Origin of the sequence: Pseudofrankia sp. EUN1h, assembly GCF_001854645.1 — a bacterium.
GTDB lineage: Bacteria > Actinomycetota > Actinomycetes > Frankiales > Frankiaceae > Pseudofrankia > Pseudofrankia saprophytica.
In genome coordinates this window covers 145,916-169,606 of the sequence record NZ_MBLN01000061.1, presented here as the reverse complement: position 1 = coordinate 169,606, position 23,691 = coordinate 145,916, and the positions used below count along the sequence as shown (strand labels likewise).

Here is a 23,691-nt window from a genome sequence, read left to right as displayed (position 1 = left end):
TCGGTGTGATGATCCGGTACCGCGCCGTCCAGGAGGCCGGCCGTTATCGAATCCCCTCAAGCCCCAGGACAGGCGGGACATGCCGTTCGACTTCGGCGGGCTCGACTCCGGCGACACCGCGTGGCTGCTGGCCAGCTCCGCGCTCGTGCTCGTGATGACGCCCGGTCTGGCGTTCTTCTACGGCGGAATGGTCCGCGTAGAGAATGTTCTCGGCATGCTGATGCAGAACTTCTTCTGCATGGGGATCGTCAGCCTGCTGTGGGTGAGCTGTACCTACAGCATCGCCTTCGGCGGCCAGAATGCCTACTTCGGTGGGCTGCACTTCGCCGGCCTGCAGCACATGAACCAGCAGGTCCCCGGCTACGCCGGCCCGCTCGCGCAGAGCATCCCGCCGATCGTCTTCGCCGCGTTCCAGCTGATGTTCGCCATCATCACCCCGGCGCTGATCACCGGCGGCCCGGCGGACAGGTTCCGCTTCGGGCCGTTCGCGACGTTCATCATCCTGTGGTCGGTCTTCGTGTACGCGCCGGTGGCGCACTGGGTCTTCTCACCGACCGGCTGGCTGTTCGAGCACGGCGCCGAGGACTTCGCCGGCGGGACCGTGGTACACGCCAACGCCGGTGCCGCCGCCATCGCCATCGCCATCGTGATCGGCAAGCGGCGCGGCTGGCCGGACGGCAACTTCCGGCCGCACAACGTGCCGTTCGTGCTGCTCGGAGCGGGTCTGCTGTGGTTCGGCTGGTTCGGGTTCAACGCGGGCTCCGCGCTGAAGGCGAACGAGCTCGCCGGCTTCGCGTTCATGAACACCAACACCGCCACCGCCTGCGCGCTGCTCGGCTGGATCCTCACCGAGAAGCTGCGTGACGGGCGCGCGACCACCCTGGGCGCGGCCTCCGGCGCGGTCGCCGGCCTGGTCGCGATCACACCGGCGGCCGGATACGTGACGCCGGTGGGCTCGATCTTCATCGGCCTCATCGCCGGCATCGTGTGCGCATCGGTCACCGGGATCAAGGGCAAGGTCGGCATCGACGACGCCCTCGACGTCGGCGCGGTCCACCTCGTCGGCGGCAGCCTCGGCGCGCTGCTGATCGGCTTCTGGGGCTCGTCCGACACCGGTGGCCAGGACGGCGCCTTCTACGGCGGCGGGTTCGACCTGCTCAGCAAACAGGCGCTCGCGGTCGCCGCGGTGGTCACCTACTCATTCGTCGTCACCCTCGTCATCGGCTATCTGATCCGCATGTTCGTGCGGATACGCCTGTCCGTCGACGAGGAGCGCGAGGGCATGGACATCGCCCTGCACGGCGAGCGGGCCTACGACTTCTGACCTCTCACCTCACCGCTTCGCGTCCTCGCCGGCGCCAGGCGTCCGGCCGGCCAGGCATCCGGCCGCCTGGCCGGCCGGACGCCGATTGCCGGCCGGTTTCGACCGCGGCGCCCCATCTGGGCCATCCGCATGGGAACGGGTAGGGTCCGCGGGCGACGGGCCAGCGACGAGGGGCCGTCCCTGACCCAGGAGGAGGCACGTTGAGCGTCGGCATGCAGGTGGTCGTCGGCGTCCTCATGGTCGTCGGCCTGGTCGGGGTCGTCCTGCCGGTGCTGCCCGGCCTGCTGATCATTCTCGGCGCCGGGCTGTGGTGGACCATCGCGGACGGCGGCGGGGGCCGCTGGGCGGTCTTCGCGGTGATGGTGGTGCTCGCCGCCATCGGCACGGTGGCCAAGTACGTGCTGCCCGCCAAGGCCACCGCCGGCCGCGGCGCGCCGCCGACGACGCTGCTGCTCGGCGTCGCCGGCGCCATCGTCGGCTTCTTCGTGATCCCGGTGCTCGGAGTCCTGATTGGCGGTCTGCTCGGCATCTACCTGGCGGAGGTGGTCCGGCTCAAGGACTGGCGGGCCGCCCTCGGCTCGACCTGGGCCGCCCTCGTCGCGATCGGCATCGGCATGGTCATCGAGCTGGCCGCCGGTGTCCTCGCCTCGCTCTCCTGGCTCATCGCCGCCCTCGTCTTCTAGGCGGATGATCGTGGATCTTGCTCGGCCGTCCATGGATGCGAACGGGCATCCACGGTAGGCAGCGGCGGCTCCCGGGACTCCACCTGAGACGCCGGTCACTCTGAGCATGTGGACGGCCACCCTAGCTAGCGCCGTGACGGCCACCCGGCAGAATGACCCTGCCGGGCTGGTCGTCGCCCGGCCCGGGATTGTGGACGGGCGTTCGGCCACGCTGGCTTCGCCACTGTCGTGCGGCCTTCGGGCGCGGGCTCCGACTCGATCGTCCAATCCAGGCGGACATCGACGTCGGGGTGGAGGACGCGCGTGGGTAGGACAACCAGCCCCTTCGCCGCCTTCAGCGCGCTCGTCGCCCTCGCCGCGGCCGTGCTGGTCGCCGGCTGTGCCGGCGACGCCGCCCAAGGCCGCCCGGCCGCGGCCTCCCCGCCCCGACAGCGAGTCATGATCGTCGGAGACTCGATCACGCACGAGTCCGCCGGCGACTACACCTGGCGCTATCGGCTAGCCGAGCACCTCACCCACACGGCGCCGGGACGGGTGGACTTCGTCGGCGATCGCGACGACATCTGGGACAACGTCGCCGACAAGGGCGGCTCACACGACTACGCCGATCCCGACTTCGACAGCGAACACCACGCCCGATGGGGCGACTCTCTGCGGGAAGAGGTGCCGCGGATCGAGGCCGTCGTCCGGGCGCACCCGGCCGACGTCATGCTCATCGCGATCGGCGCCAACGACCTGACCTACTGGACCCAGCCACCCGACACCGCCGTGCTGATGAGGCAGCTCATCGACAACGCGCGCCGGGTGAATCCGAACATGACCTTCGTCGTCGGTCACGTGCTCACCAGGGCCGACTTCCGCGACAACAGCATGAACCTGCCGGGCGCGCCGCCGTTCAACGCGATCCTCGACGCGCAGGCACCCGGCTGGTCGACGCCTACGTCCAGGGTGGTCGTCGCCCAGACGGACGTCGGCTGGGACCCACTCCGCGACGCCTGGGACGGCTCGCACCCGACTCCGGACGGGGAAGTGATCATCGCGCGCGGCTTCGCCGACGCGCTCGCCGGTCTGGGCATCGGCGCCCCCTACGGCCCGCTGCCCGCCCACATCCCGTGGCCGGGGACCGGCCGCAGACCCACTGTGGTCCGGACCGCCCTCGGCGGCACCCGCGTCACCGTGTCCTGGCCGGCCACCCCGGGCGCGACCCAGTACTTCGTCGAACGCCAGGTCATCTCCTGGCAGGAGCCGGACTTCGTCCGGGCGCCGGCATCGGTCACCGGCTACAGCTGGACCAGCGAGCCGCTGCTCCCCAACGTCACCGTGGCCTACCGCGTCGTCCCCATGAAGGGCCGCATGGCCGGCGCCCCCAGCCCGGCCACGACCTTCACCGTCAGCGCGTTACCATGATCGCCCCGTCCGGCCGTCGGGAATGAGACGCGCGTGCTGGGCGAGCAGCGCCATCAGGGCCGGGCGGCCGGCCGCGTCCACCGCCTTGAGCGGAAGGATCAGAGCCTGGGCATACCGGCCGGGTCCGGTCAGCAGCAGCACGAACCCGTCGGTCTCGATCCGGAACGGGTAGTGCTGCCAGCTCATCGACGCGGTTGCCGTCGCCGTCTGGGTACGTACCCCCTCCGGCCAGAGCTCTACGGTGATGGGACTCGCGAGCCACGGGTTGTCGCGCAGCTGGTTGCCCACGGCCTTGTCGGCCAGCCGCCGGGGCGTGAGCAGCGCGAACAGCATGAGGCACATCGGCACCAGGAGGATCGCCGTGATCACGGCGCCGACCACGGTCGGGCCACCCTCACTGACGTACACGACCAGCAGCGAGCAGACGACCACGACGATCATCACGATCCGCTGCCGGGCGACCAGCCCATGGACCCGGGCCGCCGTCGCGGCGGCGATGTCGTCGGGACTCAGGAAGAACATCAACCGGATGACCCCGGGCGAGACTCCGATTTCGCTCATATCGGACACCGCGTCGAGTATAGGAGCAGCCGCGCACCGCACCCGTGCTGCTCGCCAGCCATCCGACTCGCCCCTGGGGGGAGGGGGAGGAGGAGGTCAGTACCAGATGAGGATCGGCTCCGCGCGGTCGTCGAGCTGGACGGGGTCGGTGGCGGGCAGCCGGCCGGCCTGGCCGGTGGCGATCCGGTGCGCGCTCCAGGCGGCGGCCGCGGCGTCGAGGACGTCGACCGGCGGTACGAGGTTCGCGCCGCCGAGGTCGTCGGGCAGCACGATGCCGGCGGCGCGCAGCAGGGCCCGCCGGCGCGCCGCGCCCGCCCAGGTCGTCTTGGCATGGGCGAGCGGGGCGTGTGCGGGCACGGCCGGGACGCTGCCGCGGGCGACGACCGCGCGCACGTCGCTGCCCAGGATGTCGCCGGGGATGAGGTCGCCGGTCTCCCGACCCGCGGCGACCATCGCCAGCCAGGCCTCGGCCGGATCGGTGCGCGGGCGGACGGCCATCGCGGCGAACGCGACCTCCGGATGCACCTCGTAGAGGCGGCCGGGCATCGACTCGCGCAGCACGTCGGCCTCGAGGACCTTGTGGCGCAGGCCCCAGGTCTGCTGGGTGAGGCCGGCGCCGGTCAGCGCCCGGCAGTGCGCGTTCGCGGCCGCGAAGTCGGCGTGCGCCCACACCGGGCGAGGCGGGACCAGGAAGACGCTCGCCCGGCGCGGGCCGAGTACCGCGCGGGCGGCATGGTCAGCGGCCCGCCAGCCCTGCTGGAGCAGGCCGAGCGGCATGTCGACGCCGATCACCGCGACCGTCGTCGTGTCGACGAGGGTGCGCAGCTCGGCGGCGAAGCGGGCGCCGACGAACGCGCCGTCGGCCAGCTCGATGGCCACCCATCCGCCGGGGCAGGCGTCCACGCCGAGCACCCTGACCGGACCGGCCAGTCCGCCCGCTGACGACGACATGCCGGTCACCCTGCCAGACAACGAGTGCCAGGTACACCGAACCCGTCGGCCGGCCCGGACGGCGGCCGGCCCGGACGGCGGCCGGCCGACGCAGCGAGTGGCGGACGCCGGCGCGTGCCCGGCGAGCGGCCCACGGCGTGGATCCCGCTGCACGCCGATCTGACCTCCTACACTCGGAGTTCGGGCCGTCATCGGCCGGCTCGACGAGAAAGAAACAGAAATCCGGGCTGCGCCGCCGCTCCGCTGGCGCCGGGCCTGGTGTCTCGGGCGCCCCGCTCCCGACCAGGATCCGGGAAATCCTGGTCGGGAGCGGGGGTAACACGGCGGCGCTCAGCCGACCGATTTCTCGACGCTTCCCGCGACGGCACGGTATTGGCATCCGCCCGCGCGGCGAACAGCGCCGGCAATGCGGCGAGCGGCCGGGAATTCGGCCGAGGCCGGGAATGGCCCGCCGCGCCGTCACCGCCGCGTCGCCAGGAAGCCCCGGCTGCGAGGCGACAGCCCGGTGCCAAGGGTGTCAGGCGCCGGTCGGCCGATCGCAGTGGGCCCGACACAGCAACAGAAGCGTGCGCCGCGCGTCTAACCCCTCGACGGCCAGAGGGGCCGTCACCCCCGGGCGCGGCTGTCGCGGGTATGACAGGTCGTGGAAAACCCTGAAAATGATGGTGCTCGGGGCCGTATCACGCCAGCATGGGGACGACCCGTGAGTCTCCGGGTGGGCGGTGTGAGGGGGGACGGCAATGCCGTACGCAGGAGGCTGGCCCGGTGGCCGGTATCAGCTTGTGGGTGTGAGCGGGCCTGGTGCGCCCGTTTCGCCGAGGTCAGTCGCTGTTTTGGGCGTGTTCCCGGYCGCCCCGTCCGTGGCGTCGTAGCGCCATGTCCGAAGGACTGACGATCAGTGTCGGCGGTCAGGCCGTCTCCGTGCCGCCGGACAGGCCCTTCGTCGTGGGCCGCGCGGCGGCCTGCGACCTGGTGGTCGCCAACACCAAGGTGTCACGCCGTCACCTGCTGCTGGAGCCCGCGCCGGACGGCTGGGCCGCCGTCGACATCAGCACGAACGGGACGTGGCTGACCGGACGGCGCATGCACCGGGTGCGCATCCACGAGGAGTGCCGCTTCCAGCTCGGCGCGGAGGACGGCCCGGAGGTCGTGGTGATGCTGGCGGCGGCGCCCACCGCCCCGACCGACCTGCGCGCCGCACCCGCGGCGGGCGGCCGGGCTCCCGCGGCCCAGCCGGCGCGGCCACGCGTCGCCGACGACCCGCCGCTGGCGCCCGCCGCGCCCGCCAGGACCGCGACGACGCCGGCCGCTCCCGCCGCGCGGCCGGGAGCGGCGGCCCCGCGGACACCCGCGCCGCCGCCCGCCCCGCCGAGAGCTCCCCGCCCGCCCCGGCAGGCCGACGCGGGCGACGTCTGGTCCGAGCGGCCGACGCTGTTCCCCCACGGCCAGCAGGTGGGCCCGATCCTCCCGCCGACCGACTGGGACGACGCCGACGACCGGGACGGCCAGGCCCGCACGCACCCGCTGCAGATGGGCCGGATGTCGATCGGCCGGGGACTATCCAACGACATCGTGGTCAACGACCTGCTGGCGTCCCGGGAGCACGCGGAGCTGCTGGTCGGCCGCGGCGGTGCCCAGATCGTCGACCTGGGCTCGGCGAACGGGACGTTCGTCAACGGTCAGCGCGTCGACCGGGCGGTTCTCAAGCCCGGCGACGTGATCGCGATCGGCCACCACATGTTCTACGTGGCCGACCAGTACCTGGCCGAGCACATCGAGACCGGCGACGTGGAGTTCGAGGTCGACGGCGTCTCCGTCGACCGCGACGGGAACCGGCTGCTGCACGACCTGACGTTCAAGCTGCCGGCCCGGTCCCTGCTGGGCGTGATCGGCCCGAGCGGGGCGGGCAAGTCGACGTTGCTGGGCGCGCTGACCGGCTTCCGCCCGGCGAACATCGGCACGGTGCGCTACGCCGGCCGTGACCTCTACACCGAGTACGACGAGCTGCGCCGCCGGATCGGCTACGTGCCGCAGGACGACATCCTGCACACCTCGCTGACCGTCCGGCAGGCCCTCGAGTACGGCGCCAAGCTGCGGTTCCCGGCCGACACGACCAGCGAGGAGCGCCGCAGGCGGATCGACGAGGTGCTGGCCGAGCTCAGCCTCACGAACCGGGGCTCGAGCGGGGCCGGCGGGCCGAACGGGCTCGCCGCCGACCCGGCACAGCTGCGCTTCCTCGACGACGACGACGCGTCCGCGACGAGCGGCGGTGACCTCGCCGACCGGCAGGTCGCCAAGCTGTCCGGGGGACAGCGCAAGCGCACCAGCGTCGCCCTGGAGCTGCTCACCCAGCCGACGCTGCTCTTCCTCGACGAGCCGACGTCCGGCCTCGACCCGGGCCTGGACAAGGAGGTCATGGAGACGCTGCGCCGGCTCGCCGACGGCGGCCGGACGGTCGTCGTCGTCACCCACAGCGTCGCCCAGCTGAACCTGTGCGACTACCTGCTGGTACTGGCCAAGGGCGGCCACGTCGCCTACTTCGGGCCGCCGCAGCACGCGCTGGAGTTCTTCGACGAGGCCGACTGGGCCGACGCCTTCCGCGTCCTGCAGACGAACAAGGGCGCGAAGCAGCTCGCGAACCAGTTCCGGGCCTCGGACCTGTTCATGCGGGGCTCGGCGGTCGTGCCGTTCGCGCGGCCGGCGCCGGCCGCGCTGCCGAGCATCCGCCAACAGTCGGTGCTGTCCCAGCTGGTCACGCTGTCCCGGCGATATATGAAGGTCATCGCCTCCGACAAGTCCTACCTGCGGCTGCTCATCGCCTACCCGATCGTCCTCGGGGCGATCCCGTGGACGATCAAGACAAGCGCCAAGTTCGGACTGCCGCCCGGCGGCAAACCGAACCTGGACGCGCCCCGGGCGCTGCTCGTGCTGATCCTGATGGCCTGCTTCATGGGCATGTCCAACGCGGTCCGCGAGCTCGTCAAGGAACGGGAGATCTACCGCCGAGAACGGTCGATCGGCCTGTCCACCACCGCCTACCTCGGCTCCAAGGTCGTCGTCCTGACGCTGATCACCGGGCTGCAGGGTGCCCTGCTGACGGCCATCGCGCTGGTCACCCGGTTCCCACCGGAGGGCGCGGTGTTCAGGCACGCCGCGTGGGCGGAGATGCTCATCGCCGTCGGCCTCACCGCGGTCGTCTCGACGATGGTGGGCCTGATCGTCTCCGCGGTGGTGGACAACGCGGACAAGACCATGCCGCCGCTGGTCGTGCTGACGATCTCGCAGTTGGTCTTCACCGGGGCGCTGCTGGTGCTGCCCGGCGCGAAGGGCCTGGAGCAGCTGTCCTGGCTGTTCCCCGGCCGGTGGGGCTACGCCGCGGCGGCGTCGACGGCCGACCTCAACAACATCCAGCTGTCCGGCACCGAGGCGAACCCGGCCGTCAAGGTCGACCCGCTGTGGAAACACACCGCGTCGACCTATGTCGGTGACCTGGTGGGTCTGCTGATCATCGGGTTCGTCGCCCTGATCGTGACGGCCCTGCTGCTGCGCCGGCTCGACCCGCGCCGCGCCCGCAACCGCCGCTGAACCAGCCAGGCACGGACCAACACCGCGCGGCGGGCGCCTGGCCAACCCGGGCGCCCGCCCTCGCGCCCGCAGCCCGTCGCCGTCGCCCGTCGCAGGACAGGACAGCGCCCGTACCCGGCCGGGCCGTCAAAGGACCGCGCCGCGCTCCTTCAGGTCCGTGATCTCCTGCCAGGTCAGGCCGAGCTCGAGCAGCACGGTCTCGGTGTGCTCGCCGTGCTCGGGCGCGCGGGTCGGCTGGCCTGGCTGGCCGTCGAACTGCACGGGTGTGGTCACCATCGGCAGTCCGAACCCGGCGCCCATCTCGACGTCCGCGATATAGCCGTTGGCGAGCACCTGCGGGTCGTCGTGGACCTCGCGCGGGGTCTGCACAGGTGTCCACTCCCCCGCGAACTGGGCCAGTGCCGCCTGCCAGGCCGCGAGCGGCCGGGTCGCGAAGAGGGCGTCGAGCTCCTCGACGCAGGCGGCGGCGTTGCGGCGCCGGGCCGCCAGGTCGGCGAACCGCGGGTCGACGGCGAGCTCCGGGTGCCCGAGCGCGGCGCACAGGTCGGGCCAGTGCCGGTCGGGCGAGAGCATCATCAGCGCGACGTAGCGGTCGTCGGCGGTGCGGTAGGTGAGCATCAGTGGGTTCCAGACCGCCTGCCGGTCGATCCGGGTTCCGGTGCGGCCGGCCGCGTCGAGCCGGGCGTTGACGACGTCGGGCTGGACCTGCCAGAGCCCCGCGGCGAGCAGCGACGAGTCGATGACCGACGGCTCCCCCGTCGTCGCCCGCCGGTAGAGGGCGGTGCTCACGGCGCCGGCGAGCGCGAGGCCCGCGACGAGGTCGCCGAAGGCGGGGCGCGGCGACCCCGGCCACTCGTCCGGCGCGGTGTGCAGGTGCTGCATCCCGCTGCGCGCCCAGTAGGCGCCCGTGTCGTAGCCACCGCGGTCCGCGTCCGGCCCGCGGGCGCCGAAGGCGGTGCCGCGCACGTAGATGACCGACGGCGCGTCGGCCCGCACGTCGTCGACGTCGACGCGCAGCCGGCGGCGGGCGCCCGCGCGCAGACTGGTCACGAAGACGTCGGTGTCGGCGAGGAGCCGCCCGAGCAGCGCGCGCCCGTCGGGGTGCCCGAGGTCGACACCGACCGACCGCTTGCCCCGGTTGGCGGACTGGAAGAAGGGGTCCACCCCGCGGTAGACGTTGTGCAGCCCGACGGTGGTCAGCGCCCGGTACGGGTCGCCCGTCACGGGATGCTCCACCTTGACCACCCGGGCGCCCCACTCGGCGAGCACGGCGCTGGCCATCGGCACGAACACGTGCGTCGCGACCTCGAGCACCCGCACCCCGACCAGTGGAGCCACCTCAGGCAAGATCGAGCCCTCTCCGCCAGGCCAACTGCCAAGTAACCGCTCACTAAGTATCACCGAGCCCGCCGACCAGCGCCACGGGTGCGCCGGTCCGAGGTCCACCCGTCCGCCCGGTGCCAGGACCGGGCAGCCGAGCGGACGGGCGGACGGGCAGACGGGCAGACGCCGCCCAGGACGGGTCAGGTGCCGTTGGCCGGCTGGCGGTAGGCGTGGCCGTCGACCGTGGTGGTCAGGGTCCCGGCCGCGTCGAAGATGTTGGTGAGCACGTCGATCGTGAGGTGGAACCCGTCAGGGCTGGACTTCTTGGTGACGGTCTCGCCGCCGCCCGTCTCCGTGAGGTCCGAGAACCAGTCGACCTTGTTGATGGTCAGGCTCGGGTTGGCCAGGGTGACCTTTTCCGTGCCGTTCAGGATGTGGACCCCGTCGTCGGAATAGCCCGTGTAGGTGACGGCGACCGTCTGGATGGCGACCTTGTCCGGTGTCTCGGTGATCTCGACCTCGGCGAAGCCGGCCTTCGCGCCGGGCAGCGTGTAGGTGCCGGCCGGCGGGTGCGGGCGGGTCGGGGTCGGGCTGCCCGGCACGTACTTCACGCCCCAGGGGACGTCGTCCGAGATCGGCGCGACCCTCGGCGCCGGGCTTGCCTGACGGCTGGTGAACCGCGCGATCATCATCCGGGCGGTCCGGCCGCCGGGCTCGGTGGACGTCTCGCAGGGCAGCGGGTTCGCGCCGCCGCAGGCGGGCGCGACCGCCAGCGCCTGCCAGTAGACGACGGCGGTGCCGTCGGGCGACCAGCGCGGGTCGGCCATGCCGTTCCAGTTCGGGTCGTCGACGGCGCCCGGGGAGCCGTCACCCGAGCCGTTGATCCGCTGGCCCTGGTAATCGCCGCGGTCGCCGTACCGGTCGATCAGGATCGGCTGGAAGAACCGGCGCACGCCGTTGTTGCGAGTCGACGAGGTGGCGCTGGTGGTGACCAGGTCGGTGAGCGGCGGGATGTTCCGCATCCCGGCGAGGAACATCTGCCGGTCCGAGCCGCGAGTGTCCATGGCGACGAGCCATTTCCCGTCGGGGGACAGGTCGATCGGGTCGACGTACTCGGGGTTGGCGGTCAGCCGGCGCACCTTCCCGGTGGTCAGGTCGGCGGCGAACACGTCGATGTTCGACGACTCGGCCGGGGACCCGATGTAGGCGACCTCCTTGCCGTCCCTGCTGAAGCCGCGCAGCTCTCCGACGGAGAGGGCATCCAGGTTGACGCGCAGCCGGGTCGGGTCGGCCGGGTCGACCTCGACCGGCTGCCGGTCCGCCGGGTCGAACAGCCGGGTGACGTCGGTGAGGTCGTAGCGGGGCGCGAGCGGGACGCCCGTCCTTGGGGCCGGATCGAAGGCGAGCCGGCCGAGGTAGGCGAACTGGCCCAGCTTGCCGTTCGTGAGCGTGAAGCTGTTGAACCCGAGGTGGACGCCGTCGGGGTGGATGCGCAGCTCCCGCAGGTTTCCGCCCTTGCCCGAGTCGTCGGCGGTGTTCTGCCACCGGATCGGGTAGACGTGCGTCTCGGCCGGGGTGCAGGCCGGGTCCGCGAGCGGATGCGTCCCACAGTCGACGACGTTGGTGCCGACGAGCACACGCCTGCCGTCGTTGAACGGCTGCGGGTAGTCCATCGGCTCGTTGCGGCCCGCCGCGTTCGCGTCCGGGAGGCCGCAGGTCACGCACTTCCACGCGTCGCCGTTCGGGAACGTGGTGCCGTCCGTCTTCACGAGGATCAGCTGATGGCCGGTGTAGACGCTCGCCGGGTCGGGAGCCGCCGGCGCGCCCACGAAGGTGACGACGGCGCTGACGGCCTTGCCGTCCGGCAGGTAGCCGCCGGACTGGAGGCCGACCTGCCTGCCGACGCAGCCGGTGCCCCGAGAGTTGATCTCCTTGGTACAGGCGCCCGGGTCCTCGCTCGGGGCGACGGGCGGCAGCGGCAGTTCACTCACCGAGACCGGCTCCGGCCTAGGCGGCGCGGGCACCCCACCCGCCGCGCCGGCCGATCCGGAGGCCGCGGGCGACCCGGTGGGGCCGTCCGAGCCCGAGCACGCCGCCAGGGCGAGCGCCAGCCCCACGGCCACGCCGGGCAATAATCTCCGGCAATGCCGGCGCGCACCGCCCGCCCCAGCAGCACGCTTTGGTTTCCCACTCGTTCCCATCAGCATTTCCACTCGCATTCTGGCCCGGCTTTCCACTCAWTTTTCTCGGCCGTCCGCCGAGGTCACAGCTCAGGAAGAAGAATTTCCGGCCCGACGGTCGCGGCCGACAGAAAAGACACGTCAGAACCCTGCCGAGGGCCTGGAGGGCCGTCAATCGGCTGTTTGCAGTACATGCGTCGCACGGCATACTGCGATCGCAGTAGTCCACGCCCGCGCCATAGCAGGAACCGACAGCCGCCAAGCCGAGGAGGAGCGGGCCCATGAGCACCGCCTGGTCACTCACCCGCCGCCAGCTCACCACCGCGGCCGTGGCCGCGGCGGCCTTCGCGACTGCCGTCGTCGGCAGCAGGATCCAGGGGCCGCACCATTCCGACACGCGGGTGTGGTGGCCGGCGGCCGTCACCCTGGCCGGGGTCGCGAGCGCCGCGCTGCCGCTGCATCGCCATCACCCGCGGGCGGCCGCCGCGCTCGTCGGCGCCTGCACGCTGGCGCTGGCGGTGCTGGGCGCGCTGCTCACGCCGATGCTGCTGACGCCGTTACTGGTCGCGCTGTACTGCCTGGCCAGCCAGTCCGGGTGGCGAACCGCCGCCGGGTTCGGCGCGGTACTGGGCGCCCTGCTCGCCACCGCGGCGGTGGCCGCCGGCCCGGCCGAGYGCCCCTGGCAGCTGGAGACCATCGCGCCGCTGTCCTGGCTGACCGAGCCGGTGATCCTCGGCGGCTGGGCGCGGCTGCGACGCGCGTACCTGCGGGTCGAGCGGACCCGCGCCGAGCAGGCCGAGCGCACCCGCGAGCAGGAGGCCCGCGTCCGCGTGACCGAGGAGCGCGCCCGGATCGCCCGCGAGCTGCACGACGCCGTCACCCATCACCTGGCGCTCGCCAACGCCCAGGCAGGCACCGCCGCACATCTGATGCGCACCCATCCCGACAAGGCCGCGGCGATCCTGACCGAGCTCACTCGCGGCACCTCGGCGGCGCTGCGCGACCTGAAGGCAGCCGTCGGCGTGCTGCGCCGGCCCGAGGATCCGGACGCCCCGCTGGAGCCGGCGCCTGGGCTCGCCCGGCTGGCCGACCTGACCTCCGCCTGCGCCTCCGCCGGGCTCGCCGTCACGGTCAGCACCGAGGGCAGGCCGCGACCGCTGTCCGCCGGCGTGGACCTGACGGCGTTCCGCGTCGTCCAGGAGGCGCTCACCAACGTCAGCAGACACGCCGCCACCCCAGCCGCGCACGTCCGCCTGGCCTACGCGCGCGACCGGCTCACCGTCACCGTCACCGACGCCGGCCCCGCCGTCGCGCGCACCCGCGCGCAGGTCGCCGCGGGCACGGACACCGGCCTGGCCACCCGGGTGGACGCCGGTTTCGGCCTCGTCGGTCTGCGCGAACGCACCCGCTCCGTCGGCGGCCAGCTGCGCGCCGGTCACCGCGCGGGCGGCGGCTTCGAGGTACGCGCCGAGCTTCCACTGCCGCCCGACGACGCCCTGTCCGCCGGCGACCCCGCGAGATCCCCCGCCGACCCGGTGTGGCCTGGCCACGGAACGGGGTGGGCACGATGACGGTCCGGGTGCTGCTCGCCGACGACCAGGCGCTGCTGACGGCGACCTTCCGGCTGCTGATCGACGCCCAGGACGACCTGGAGGTGGTCGCCGAGGCGGCCGACGGGGCGGAGGCGGTCGCGCTCGCCCGCGCCCACCGGCCCGACGTCGCCGTCCTGGACATCCGGATGCCGGGCACCGACGGCCTGGCCGCCACCGCCGCGATCCACGACGACCCGGCGCTCGCCCACACCCGCGTGCTGATCCTGACCACCTTCGAGACCGACGAGTACGTCGCCCTGGCGCTGCGCGCCGGCGCCAGCGGGTTCGTAGGCAAGGACATCAGCGCGGACGGGCTGCTGGCCGCGATCCGGACGGTGGCGACCGGCGAGGCGCTCCTGTCGCCCACCGCGACCCGGGCGCTGATCGCCCGTTTCCTCGCCGCCCCCGATCCGGAGGCGCACGCGGACGGCGCCGCCGCGACCGACCGGCTCGCCGGTCTTACCAGCAGGGAACGGGAGGTGCTGACCCTCGTCGCGCGCGGGCATCCGAACGGCGAGATCGCCGGGCTGCTCTCCATCAGCCCGTTCACCGTGCGCACCCACGTCCAGCGGGCCATGGCAAAGTTGGACGCCCGTGACCGAGCCCAGCTCGTCGTCATCGCCTACGAGTCCGGCCTCGTTCGGCCAGAAAAGTCAGAAATCCGATAAGGCTACCCAACGCCGCGACTCCACCCTATTCCGGCGATAAGTTCTGGCCCGTCGGCCGCCAAGGCAGGAATTTCGGACAAAAACGGGCTTGGCGGTCGCCGAAATGTTGTCCGGGCAACAATGCTCCTCGGCCACGAAAGCGAGCCTGCCGGTGGCAAAGGCACAGAGCACAAGGTCGACGACGCCCGGGTCTGGCCCCGAGGGGCGTGGCCGGCGGCGTTGGCTCGCGAGGGCGCGACCGCGGCCGGCCTTCGCCCTGGTCCTGGCGGCGGCGTTGGTCACCATCGGCATCGCCGGCTGTTCCGGCTCGAGCGAGTCGCCGGCACCCCCTTCGTCGACGGGCACCGCCGCGTCTGGCGCCGAGGGCTCGGCGGGCGGGCCGGCGCGGCCGCGCATGTTGGCGGCCGTCACCACCGACGGCGCCCTGGTGCTGCTCGACCCGGAGACCGGCAAGCCGGCTCGCACGCTGCGCCCGAACGGCGTCGCCGGCGACGCGCTCGCGCTCACCGCCGACGGCAAGACGGTGTACTACGAGGTCGGTACCGGCTGCGAGCACGAGATCTGGCGGATGGGCACGGACGGCGGCACCCCGGCGAAGATCACTTCGATGGGCAGCAGGCCGGCGCTGAGCCCGGACGGCACCCGGCTCGCGTACGCCTCGCAGTACTTCCTCTCCGACGGCTTCGACTGCGTCCCCGACGGCAACTCGGCCACGCATTTCCAGGTCGTGGTCGTCGACCTGGCGACGGACAAGACCCAGCACTATCCGATGCCGCCCGAGCTGGTCTCGTCGGGACTGCCCGCTCCGGTCGGTCACCTGTCCTGGTCCCCGGACGGCACGCGCCTGGTCGTGTCGATCACCTCGGTCCAGGACAACGAGGGCTGGCGGCTGTCCGTCATGAATCCGTCCACCGACAAGAGCTATTTCCGCGAGGACGGATCGACCGACGTCCCGCTGCCCGGCGTCGACTCGAACGACTACTTCTACAGCGAGGGAATCTTCCTGCCGAACGGGCACCTGTTCGCGGTGCGGCAGTGCTGCGACGGGTATCCCCCGCACACGACGTCGGTGGACATGCTGGAGATCGACCCGGCGAGCGGCGCGCACATCCGCCAGGTCGCGATCGGCCTGACCGACCGCACGCACACCAGCCTGTCCGCTAGCGCCGACGGGCACTGGCTGCTCTACCTGTCCGGAACCGACCTCCAGATCTCCCAGGACGGAGCCCGACCGACGACCCTCGCCTCCGGCTTCCAGGCCGCCGCCTGGTAGCCACTCATCGGCCGGCCGTCAGGGGACGGCCAGCCGTCAGCCGCGACGGGTGCGGCCGCCGGCGACGTGGCTGACGAACTCGTCGAGGCGGCCCCACAGCGTCGCGCGGGTGGCGGCGAAGTTGTGCATGTGGGCCATGCGGCGCACGACGAGGACCGAGAGGTCGGTGGCGGCCCTGAAGCCGGCGATCTCCTCGGCGGGCGGGCGGCAGACGTCGCGCTCGCCGCTCGCCAGCAGGATGGGGACGTCGATCAGCGCGGTCTGCTCCGCCAGGGCCCCCGGTGCCATCAGCGCCATGCTGAAACCCGGGTAGGAGGCCGTGCCCCATGGCGGGGGCGTGTGGCGGGCGGGTACCCCGGCGGCGACGTCGGCCGCGACGAGGGCCGCGCGCGCGGCGTGCTCGCCGCCATCCGGCGTCTCGGACCCGGCGGGCGCCGACGGCTGCTCCCAGTGGAAGATCCAGGCCCAGTCGGCGCCAGCCATCCGGGCAAGCGTGGCCTGCTCGGCGGTCGCGCCGTCCGGGACCCGCACGGTGAGGCCCGGCCGCAGCGGCAGAGTCGTGCCCGCCATGCTGCTGCCGAGCATCGCCACGCCGTCGAAGGTGCGGTGGTAGGCCTGCATGCCGGCGAGCGCGTGGCCGCCCAGCGACTGGCCGGCGCCGACGACGGCCACTGGCTGGAACGGCGCGACGCCCTCGGCCAGGGAGCCGGCCCGCATGCGGTCGAGGATCGTCACGACCGCGGCGTGGTTCGCCGCTGCGACCGTCGCCAGGGTCGTCACCTCGGCCGGCAGGATGGTGCTTTCGCCGACGCCGAGATGGTCGATCGCCACGACGACCGTCCCACGCGAGGCGTGGTGCTCGGCCTGGCTGAATCCCGGAGCCGGCAGGTCGAAGTAACGCCGGTTGTACCCGCCGCCCGGCATCAGGACGAGCACGGGCGGGCCGGCCGCCAGCGCCTCGCCCGCCGGCAGGTGGACGCTCGCCGCGATCCGCCAGTCCTCGCCGCCGTCCGCCGACGCGACGGCCACCTTCAGGTCCATGCGCCGCGCGGGCGTCATCCCGTTCCTCCTCTGCTTCCGCTGCTTCTCGGACGTTCCTTCCGCCGCGGGAACATGTGCTCAGGCGTCGGCGGGAGCCGCGGCGGCGGCCCGCACGGCCGCGGCGAAGTCCGCGATCAGGTCGTCACCGGCCTGGTAGCCGGGGAAGTAGGCGCAGATACGGTCGCAGTCGCCATAGCGGGCGACGATCTCGGCCGCCACCTGGTCGGGAGTGCCGTACACCCCGAGCGTGCGCAGCATGTCGTCGTCGATCAGCTTCGTCATCGCCGCCCATTCACCGCGCTTGGACAGGGCGTTGAGTTCGGGTTGCAGGTCACCCCAGCCCTCGACGTCGAGAACGGGCCGGTAGGCGGGGGTCGAGCCGTAGAACGCGAGCAGGAACGTCGCCGCCCGCGCCGCGGCCAGCTCCTGGTCGGTCCGGCCGACGGCGACGATGACCTCGGCCGTCACCTCGAGGTCGCCGCGGGCGCGGCCAGCCGCCACGAGGCCGGCCTCGATGGCGGGCATCGTGCGGGTGCGCATGTGCCGGTCGCTGTTGAACGGCATGACGAGAATGCCGTCGGCGACCTCTGCGGCCATCTGGTTCATCCGCGGCCCGAGCGCGCCGACGAGCACCTTCGGCACGCCGTACGGGTTCGGGCCCGGGTTGAACGCCGGCGTCATCAGCGTGTGGGTGGTGTACTCACCGCGGAAGTCCAGCCGGGTGCCGTGCTGCCAGCTGTCCAGGATCGCCTTGGTCGCTAGCACCCACTCGCGCATCTGGCCGACGGGCCGCCCCCAGCGGGCACCGAACCGCTTCTCGACGTGCGCCCGCACCTGCGAGCCGAGGCCGAGGCGGAACCGGCCCTTTGAGAGAAGCTGCAAATCGTAGGCGGCGTGCGCGAGGTGCATCGGGCTGCGCGGGAACGCGATCGCGACGTTCGTCATCAGGTCGAGCGAGCACACCGGCGCCGCCGCGACCAGTGGGAAGAACAGGTCGTGGGAGTTCTCGAAGGTGAAGACCCCGTCGACGCCGGCCTTCTCCAGCGCCCTGGCCCGCTCGGCGGCCTCCACGACCGAGTTCGCCAGCATCACGTCGATCTTTAACGGCATACGCGACAAGCTCCTCCGCCAACCCCACCGCCGGCCCTGGCAGTGGTCGTCACGGTGGCACCAGCTCCGCCGTGGCCGCAACAGGTAGCGGCACTCCCTGCCCGGCCGGCCTCGCGAAGCCCGCCGGCTCGAATCCGACCAGGTCGAAGCCGGTCCTGGTCGAAGCCGGTCCTCGTCGAAGCCGGTCCTCGTCGAGACCGGCCGGGATTCGGCGCGGCTATTGCGCCGCTGGCCGCGCGACCGGCAGGTTGCGGGCGCCGGCGAGCAGCAGGGCGGCGCGTTCACGCAGCACGTCACACAGGTCGGCGGGGTCGGCCAGCGCCCAGTCCCGGATCGCGTCCATGACGAGCGAGGTCAGCATCAGTGCCAACGACCGCGCCGCGGGATGTCCGGGAAGCCCACCGGTCTCCTGGGCGTGGGCGAACACGGCCGCGAACGCCCGCTCGAAGCCGAACCGCGCCCCGTCCTCCGGCTGGTGACAGACGTCGCCCACGTTCTGCGCGGCGAGCATCCGACGCACCGCCACCCGCGGCACCTTCTCGACCCGCCGGCCGATGCCCGCCATCAGCTCGGCCAGGACCTCGTCGACGGCGTGGTTCCCGGCGAGCTCGCGCCGCGCGTCCTCATAGGCGACCCGAGYGGTCAGCCAGCCGGTTTCCAGGAGGATGTCTTCCTTGCGCGCGAAATGAAAATAGAAGGTGGCCTTCGAGATACCGGCGCGGGCCGCGATCTCCTCGGCGGTCGTCTCGTCGATGCCGGTCTCGTACCCGCGCTGCGCCCACAGGTCGAGCGCGGCCTTGACGATGGCGCGCCGGGTGTCGCGTGACCGTTCCTGGACCAGCAACGACCGCTTCGGTCCCGGACGTTGTGCGGGCACGCCTTTATCACCTCCGAAAGGCCGAGCGTAGCCCAACCGACACCGCGCGAACATCCGTCCGCGACCGCGGAGCCCAGGTCCGGGCGGGGCGGTGAGGCCCGGGCGCAGGGGTGTCGGGGAGGGGTACCGCGCGGGAGGCGAGTCCGGACGAGGGCGCCCACGATGGCTCGCATTTCCCGACGTGGACGTCAATACTCCGATAGCACGCACCATGGACCGGATCCGGCCCGCCCAGCTGCCCCACCTCGCGACGACGGGAGAAACGGATGACGACTGTAGGAATCGCGACCGGAGCGGGCCGCGGCATGGGCCTGGCCTGCGCGCGGCGGCTCGCCGACTCGGTGGACGCGCTGGTGCTCGTCGACCGCGACGAGACCACCGTGACGGCGGCGGCGGCCGACCTCGCGGCGCAGGGCCGCCGGGCCGCCGTCGAGCCGTTCGTCGTCGACGTCACCGACGCCGAGGGCCTCGGCCGGCTCGCGGCTCGCGTCGGCGAGCTCGGCACGCTGCGGTCGGTCGCGCACGTGGCCGGCATCTCGCCGACGATGGCCGACTGGCGCCGGATCTTCACCGTCGACCTCGTCGGTACCGCCCTGCTGACCGAGGCACTGCGGCCGCTGTTCACGGCGGGCAGCGCCATGGTGTGCTTCGCGTCGCTGGCCGCGCACCTCGCCGGCCCCGGCCCGCACCCGACGATCGACCCGGTGCTGGACGAGCCGCTCGACCCGCGCTTCCTCGACCGGGTCCACGAGGCCCTCGGCTCGTCGGTCGAGGACACCGGCGTCGCCTACACCTTCGCCAAGCGCGGCGTGCACCGGTTCGTCCAGCGGGAGGCGGTGCGGCTCGGCCCGCTGGGGACGCGCATCGTCTCCCTCTCCCCCGGCCTCATCGACACCCCGCAGGGCCGCCAGGAGGCGGCCGAGCACACCGCGATGGCCACCATGGTGAAGGCGACCCCGCTCGGCGCCCGGGAGGGGAACGCGGACGAGATCGCCGCCGTCGTCGCCTTCCTGCTCTCGGACGAGGCCAGCTTCGTCACCGGTATCGACGTCCTCGTCGACGGCGGGGTCCTCGCCGCCCTGCGCAGCCCCGGAGCCCCCACGCTCGGCTAGCCATGGGCCGCCACCGGCGGGGGCTCGCGCGGCGGTCCTGACCACGCAGCGCAGGCCAGGGAACGCGGCGCGACGCGGGACGGTCGCGGTGGGCTCTGTTTCGGACGCGTTAAGCACTGTCAGCTAGCTGTCAGGTTTCGAGCCGGTCCGTCCGGGTCGCCCTAAGATCATGAATGTGACCCTCGCCACGGCACTGCCGCCGACGTCGGGCAGCGCCACCGACCGGGCGTCCGGCCCGGCGCGGGCGGCGGCCTGGCTGCGGGCGCGGGCCGGGACGACCCCCGGCCTGCTGCGCATCCTGTCGGTGGCACTGGGCGTGTCCATCGCCCTGTTGTGGGCGGCCGCCCTGGCCGCGGTCCTCGTCCGCGACGACGCGGTCCACGCGGTGAGCGCCGACGCCGCCCCGGCCTTCGCCGCCGCTCAGCGCCTGCACGCCGACCTGTCGGAGGCGGACGCCACGATCGTCAGCGCCTTCCTCGCGGGCCCGGTCGAGCCACCCGAGCAGCGCAAGGCCTACGACGACAGCATCGCGGCGGCCGAGGGCGAGTTGCGCACGCTCGCCAGGGCTGGCGACGGTTCGCCCGCGGCGCGCGGCGCGCTGGACACCCTGCACCAGAAGATCCCGGCCTACACGGAGCTGGTCGGCCAGGCCCGTGCCAACAACCGGCAGGAATACGTCGTCGGTGGCGCCTACCTGCGGCAGGCGTCCCTGCTCATGCAGGGGACGATCCTGCCCGCCGCGGACAGTCTCGCCGTAAGCAGTGCCGAGCAGGTCGACGACGGGTACCGGCGGGCGACGTCCTCGGTCCATGTCGCGCTGGTCTCGGCGGCGGGCGTCATTAGCCTGGTCGCGCTGGCCGGCGTGCAGCTCTGGCTCTTCCGGCGAACCCACCGGCTGCTGAACGTCCCGCTGCTCGTCGCGACCGGGCTCGTCATGGTGGTCTTCGCCGTCACGCTGAGCGCCTTCTCGGCCGAGCGAGCCCGGCTGCTCGACGGCCGCGACGACGGCTTCGTCCCGATGTCCGAGATCGCCCAGGCCAGGGTGCTCGGGCTGCGGGCCTGGGGCGACGAGGGACTGTCGCTGATCGCGCGCGGCGACGGCGCGGCCCTCGACGCGGACGCGGACGCCGCCATCGCGCGGCTCGGCTACACCCCGGACGGCCGGCCGACGGGCTCGGGAATCCTCCCGACGATCACGGCCTACCTTCACGGCGAAGGCTTCCGCGAGGGCGACCTCGACGCGCTGTGGCGGGACTACCAGTCCACCAGCATCGAGGTACGCAGGCAGGTGACGAGCGCGGGCGGCTTCGACAAGGCGCTGGAGCTCGCGCAGGGCGACGGCGCGGAGGCCTTCGGGCGGTTCGACCAGGCGGCGGACCAGGCGCTGACCGCGAGCCAGCAGCGCTTCGGCGAGCGGCTCTCGGCCGCGGGCGACCGGCTCGGCGGCCTCGCGGCCGTCGTCATCGTGCTCTCGGCGCTGGCGATCGCGCTGGCGCTGGCCGGGATCCAGGCACGGATCAACGAGTACCGGTGAGGGGGCTACCGATGACGCGCGGCCATCAGCTCCCACCCGCCCGTCGCGCGTGGCCCGCCGGCAGGCGCACGAGCCTCGGCTTCGCCCTGGCCTCGGCGCTGGTCGCGATGCTGGTCGCGGCCTGCGGCACGGTCGCGAGCCCGCTGCCCGACGCCGGCCGGCCGCTGCCGCTGGCCACCGCGCCCGGCGACGACCCGGCCTCGGCCGGGCCCACCCCGGACTGCGGCAACCCCGAGGTCAGCCTGCGCCCACCCGCGGTCCTGCCCGGGCCGGGCACGATCCCCGCCGGCGGCCACCTGGCGAAGATCGTCCAGAACGGCTACCTCACCGCGGGAGTGCTGTCCGGCGCGCCTCCGTTCGGCTCGATCAACCCGAAGACCGGGAAGTTCGAGGGATTCGACGTCGACATCGCCAGGGAGATCGCGAAGGCGATCTTCGGCCCCAACGGAGACGACCCCGCGCACCTGAGGTTCCGGGCCATCACCACCGCGGAGCGCATCCCGGTGATCCGTGACCACGAGGTGGACATCGTCGTCGCCACGATGACGACGAACTGCGCGCGGCGCACCCTGGTCGACTTCTCCGTGCCCTACTACCGGGCGGTCGCGAGGGTGCTCGTCCTGCGGGACTCGGACTACCAGGGGATCGACGACCTGGGCGGCAAGCGGGTGTGCGCGCCGGCGAACACCACCTCGTTGCAGCACATCGCGGACGCCCCGTCGCACCCGATCCCGGTCGGGCTGCCGAACGACTCCGACTGCCTGCTCGCGCTGCAGAACGGCGACGTGGCGGGCATCCTCACCGACGACACGATCCTCATCGGGATGGCCCAGCAGGATCCGCAGACGCGGCTGACCGGCGACGTCGTCCTCGACGGCAAGGTGGTCGAGGAGCCGGACGCGGTCGCGGTCAGCCTGGACCATCCCGACCTGACACGGTTCGTCAACGGCGTGCTCGCGCGCATCGCCGCGAACGGCCGCTGGAACCAGATCGCCGACACCTGGCTCGGCTCGCTCGATCCTCCGCTGCTCCCGGCCCCGACGCAGCCGACGCCGCTCTACCGGGACTGAGGGCGTGATGGCGGCCGGGTCGCTGTCCGCGCTGGACAGGACGCTCGACCAGCTGCGCGCCGGCGCGGCCGGGCTCGCCGTCGCGCTCCTCGAGCTCGACACCGACGCCAACCGGGCCCTGCTCGACCCGGCGGCGCGGACCGGCGCCGCGGCCGTGCGCGCTGGGGCGGTGCGTGCCCGGCTCGACTGGCTGTGGGAACGTCACCGGCTGCTGTCCGACGTCATCCGCCGGGCCGAGACACTGCGGGGCGACCGGCCCTGGCTCAGCCCGCGCCGGCTCGCGGACCTGGAGGCCCTCCTGCACCGCGCGTCCCAGCCGACCCCGCCGCCCCCACCGCCCCTGCCGGCCGTGGCCGCCGCCCCGCCGCCGGCTGGTGCCGCCGCCGGCATCGCCGTCTACCCCGAGGACCTGCTGGACGGGACGAACGAGGTCGTCGAGGCAGTCCGGGTGGACGTGAACGCGATCGTCGCGGCCTGGGCGTCGAGCGTCGGGCAGCTGTCGAGCGCCGAACGGCGGCTGGCCGAGCTCGCCGTCACCGCCACCCGGCTGGGCCTGGCCGATCTGCCGGAGCTCACCGCCGCGCGCGCCGCGGTACGCGCGTACGGGTCGGCCATCGGCGCCGACCCGCTGTCGGCCCAGGCGACCGAGCTCGCCGCCGTCACCGCGGCGGTGGACGAGGCCGGCGCGGTCCTCACCGCGCTCGCGCGGGCCCGCGGCTCGCTCCCCGCGGACCTGCGCGCCGCCGAGACGCTGCTGGCCGAGATCCTCACCGTCGCGGCGGAGGGGGAACGCCAGGCGCGCAGGACGGTGGAACGGATCTCGGGGGCGCGGGCGGGACTGGCACGGCTGGACGACGGCTGGCTGGCCGACCCGCGCCACGGCCTGCGCCCCTGGCTGGACCGGCTCGTCGACGCGGCGGCCCGCGGCGACTGGCCGGACGCGGCCCGCGGGCTGCTGGCCTGGCGCGGCTCCGCCGAGACGACCCTGACGAGGGCCCGCGAGGTCGCCGAGAGGAATGCCGCGCCGCTGCGCCGGCGCGACGAGCTGCGGGGGCTGCTCGGGGCGCTGCACGCGAAGGCCGCCGCCGACGGCAGCGCCGAGGACCCGGATCTCACGGCGCTCCACCGGCGGGCCCATGATTCGCTTTACATCGCTCCCAGCGACCTGGACGTCGCCGGCGAGCTCGTCCACCGGTTCGCGGTTCGGGTCACCGCCGGCCCGAACGGCTCCGCCGGGAAGCGGGGCCGGGTGTCATCCGCCGCGCCGTCGGCCCGCTCCGGCGGACGGACAGAGGGCACCGCGGACGAGGGCGGCGTGACCAGCGGCGGCGCGCGGCACGGCGTCGCCAGGGACCACGGCGTCGCCAGGGACACGGAGGAGGCGGGATGACAGCCAGCGG

General features: G+C 73.2%; 18 protein-coding genes. 11 read left to right on the top strand and 7 right to left on the bottom strand.

All coding sequences use genetic code 11. From position 1 onward, the window contains the following. Positions 1–79 precede the first annotated feature (79 nt). From BCD49_RS22515 to BCD49_RS22505, 3 genes are all read left to right on the top strand, one after another. A complete protein-coding gene (locus tag BCD49_RS22515) occupies positions 80–1,324 on the top strand; it encodes an ammonium transporter (protein WP_007519581.1) in 1,245 nt (414 codons plus the stop codon). 212 nt (positions 1,325–1,536) lie between these two features. Beyond that, the gene (locus BCD49_RS22510; protein WP_007519583.1) at positions 1,537–2,007 is read left to right on the top strand and encodes a DUF456 domain-containing protein; all 471 of its coding nucleotides are present in this window, start codon (positions 1,537–1,539) and stop codon (positions 2,005–2,007) included. 303 nt (positions 2,008–2,310) lie between these two features. Continuing rightward, entirely contained in the window at positions 2,311–3,414 is a 1,104-nt protein-coding gene (locus BCD49_RS22505; RefSeq protein ID WP_007519585.1) for a GDSL-type esterase/lipase family protein, read from the top strand. On the opposite strand, the gene BCD49_RS22500 is transcribed toward BCD49_RS22505, so the two are convergent. Further along, positions 3,406–3,975 carry a YcxB family protein gene (locus tag BCD49_RS22500; protein WP_007519587.1) on the bottom strand — a complete coding sequence of 190 codons (570 nt, stop codon included), beginning with the start codon at positions 3,973–3,975 and terminating at the stop codon, positions 3,406–3,408. The two genes, BCD49_RS22505 and BCD49_RS22500, sit on opposite strands and share 9 nt — an antisense overlap. 96 nt (positions 3,976–4,071) lie before the next feature. Then, positions 4,072–4,926 (bottom strand): DUF429 domain-containing protein, encoded by an 855-nt coding sequence (locus tag BCD49_RS22495; protein ID WP_035925327.1) that lies wholly within the window; start codon positions 4,924–4,926, stop codon positions 4,072–4,074. Between the two features lie 876 nt (positions 4,927–5,802). Here BCD49_RS22495 and BCD49_RS22490 point away from each other — a divergent pair. After that, positions 5,803–8,511, top strand: coding sequence for an FHA domain-containing protein (locus BCD49_RS22490; RefSeq protein WP_051466394.1), 2,709 nt, complete (start codon positions 5,803–5,805; stop codon positions 8,509–8,511). Between the two features lie 126 nt (positions 8,512–8,637). Here BCD49_RS22490 and BCD49_RS22485 read toward each other — a convergent pair whose 3' ends face one another. After that, positions 8,638–9,858, bottom strand: a complete 1,221-nt coding sequence (locus BCD49_RS22485; protein ID WP_007518929.1) for a CaiB/BaiF CoA transferase family protein — start codon at positions 9,856–9,858, stop codon at positions 8,638–8,640. A gap of 176 nt (positions 9,859–10,034) precedes the next feature. Then, entirely contained in the window at positions 10,035–11,957 is a 1,923-nt protein-coding gene (locus tag BCD49_RS22480) for a TolB family protein (RefSeq protein ID WP_232794179.1), read from the bottom strand. 338 nt (positions 11,958–12,295) lie between these two features. On the opposite strand from BCD49_RS22480, the gene BCD49_RS22475 reads away from it, so the two are divergent. The 3 genes from BCD49_RS22475 (at position 12,296) to BCD49_RS22465 (ending at position 15,547) form a co-directional block, all read left to right on the top strand. Beyond that, on the top strand, positions 12,296–13,585 hold the full coding sequence (locus BCD49_RS22475) for a sensor histidine kinase (RefSeq protein ID WP_071041865.1): 1,290 nt from the start codon (positions 12,296–12,298) through the stop codon (positions 13,583–13,585). Then, a complete protein-coding gene (locus BCD49_RS22470) occupies positions 13,582–14,274 on the top strand; it encodes a response regulator (protein ID WP_007518926.1) in 693 nt (230 codons plus the stop codon). Before BCD49_RS22475 ends, BCD49_RS22470 begins: the two co-directional genes overlap by 4 nt. 151 nt (positions 14,275–14,425) lie before the next feature. Continuing rightward, on the top strand, positions 14,426–15,547 hold the full coding sequence (locus tag BCD49_RS22465; RefSeq protein ID WP_051466395.1) for a TolB family protein: 1,122 nt from the start codon (positions 14,426–14,428) through the stop codon (positions 15,545–15,547). Positions 15,548–15,583: 36 nt separating this feature from the next. Here the strand turns inward: BCD49_RS22465 and BCD49_RS22460 are convergent, their stop codons facing one another. From BCD49_RS22460 to BCD49_RS22450, 3 genes are all read right to left on the bottom strand, one after another. Next, on the bottom strand, positions 15,584–16,606 hold the full coding sequence (locus BCD49_RS22460; protein WP_007518924.1) for an alpha/beta hydrolase: 1,023 nt from the start codon (positions 16,604–16,606) through the stop codon (positions 15,584–15,586). 60 nt (positions 16,607–16,666) lie between these two features. Then, positions 16,667–17,698 carry a TIGR03617 family F420-dependent LLM class oxidoreductase gene (locus BCD49_RS22455; protein WP_007518923.1) on the bottom strand — a complete coding sequence of 344 codons (1,032 nt, stop codon included), beginning with the start codon at positions 17,696–17,698 and terminating at the stop codon, positions 16,667–16,669. Between the two features lie 217 nt (positions 17,699–17,915). Then, positions 17,916–18,575: a TetR/AcrR family transcriptional regulator gene (locus tag BCD49_RS22450; RefSeq protein WP_071041864.1), complete on the bottom strand. Its 660-nt coding sequence runs from the start codon at positions 18,573–18,575 to the stop codon at positions 17,916–17,918. Positions 18,576–18,841: 266 nt separating this feature from the next. On the opposite strand from BCD49_RS22450, the gene BCD49_RS22445 reads away from it, so the two are divergent. The 4 genes from BCD49_RS22445 to BCD49_RS22430 all read left to right on the top strand — a co-directional run bounded on the left by BCD49_RS22445 (position 18,842) and on the right by BCD49_RS22430 (position 23,681). After that, positions 18,842–19,687: an SDR family oxidoreductase gene (locus BCD49_RS22445; RefSeq protein ID WP_007518921.1), complete on the top strand. Its 846-nt coding sequence runs from the start codon at positions 18,842–18,844 to the stop codon at positions 19,685–19,687. Positions 19,688–19,862: 175 nt separating this feature from the next. After that, complete coding sequence (locus BCD49_RS22440; protein ID WP_083401624.1) at positions 19,863–21,221, top strand: hypothetical protein; 1,359 nt, start codon at positions 19,863–19,865, stop codon at positions 21,219–21,221. Positions 21,222–21,232: 11 nt separating this feature from the next. Continuing rightward, positions 21,233–22,291: a glutamate ABC transporter substrate-binding protein gene (locus tag BCD49_RS22435; RefSeq protein WP_007518919.1), complete on the top strand. Its 1,059-nt coding sequence runs from the start codon at positions 21,233–21,235 to the stop codon at positions 22,289–22,291. A gap of 7 nt (positions 22,292–22,298) precedes the next feature. Further along, complete coding sequence (locus tag BCD49_RS22430) at positions 22,299–23,681, top strand: hypothetical protein (RefSeq protein WP_007518918.1); 1,383 nt, start codon at positions 22,299–22,301, stop codon at positions 23,679–23,681. The last annotated feature ends 10 nt before the right edge of the window (positions 23,682–23,691 follow it).

Bases quoted from the DNA above. Each gene is read 5' to 3' on its own strand.
- BCD49_RS22515 (WP_007519581.1), top strand. From the start codon at position 80: ATGCCGTTCGACTTCGGCGGGCTCGACTCCGGCGACACCGCGTGGCTG.
- BCD49_RS22510 (WP_007519583.1), top strand. From the start codon at position 1,537: ATGCAGGTGGTCGTCGGCGTCCTCATGGTCGTCGGCCTGGTCGGGGTC.
- BCD49_RS22500 (WP_007519587.1), bottom strand. From the start codon at position 3,975: ATGAGCGAAATCGGAGTCTCGCCCGGGGTCATCCGGTTGATGTTCTTC.
- BCD49_RS22495 (WP_035925327.1), bottom strand. From the start codon at position 4,926: ATGTCGTCGTCAGCGGGCGGACTGGCCGGTCCGGTCAGGGTGCTCGGC.
- BCD49_RS22490 (WP_051466394.1), top strand. From the start codon at position 5,803: ATGTCCGAAGGACTGACGATCAGTGTCGGCGGTCAGGCCGTCTCCGTG.
- BCD49_RS22470 (WP_007518926.1), top strand. From the start codon at position 13,582: ATGACGGTCCGGGTGCTGCTCGCCGACGACCAGGCGCTGCTGACGGCG.
- BCD49_RS22460 (WP_007518924.1), bottom strand. From the start codon at position 16,606: ATGACGCCCGCGCGGCGCATGGACCTGAAGGTGGCCGTCGCGTCGGCG.
- BCD49_RS22455 (WP_007518923.1), bottom strand. From the start codon at position 17,698: ATGCCGTTAAAGATCGACGTGATGCTGGCGAACTCGGTCGTGGAGGCC.
- BCD49_RS22445 (WP_007518921.1), top strand. From the start codon at position 18,842: ATGACGACTGTAGGAATCGCGACCGGAGCGGGCCGCGGCATGGGCCTG.
- BCD49_RS22435 (WP_007518919.1), top strand. From the start codon at position 21,233: ATGACGCGCGGCCATCAGCTCCCACCCGCCCGTCGCGCGTGGCCCGCC.
- BCD49_RS22430 (WP_007518918.1), top strand. From the start codon at position 22,299: ATGGCGGCCGGGTCGCTGTCCGCGCTGGACAGGACGCTCGACCAGCTG.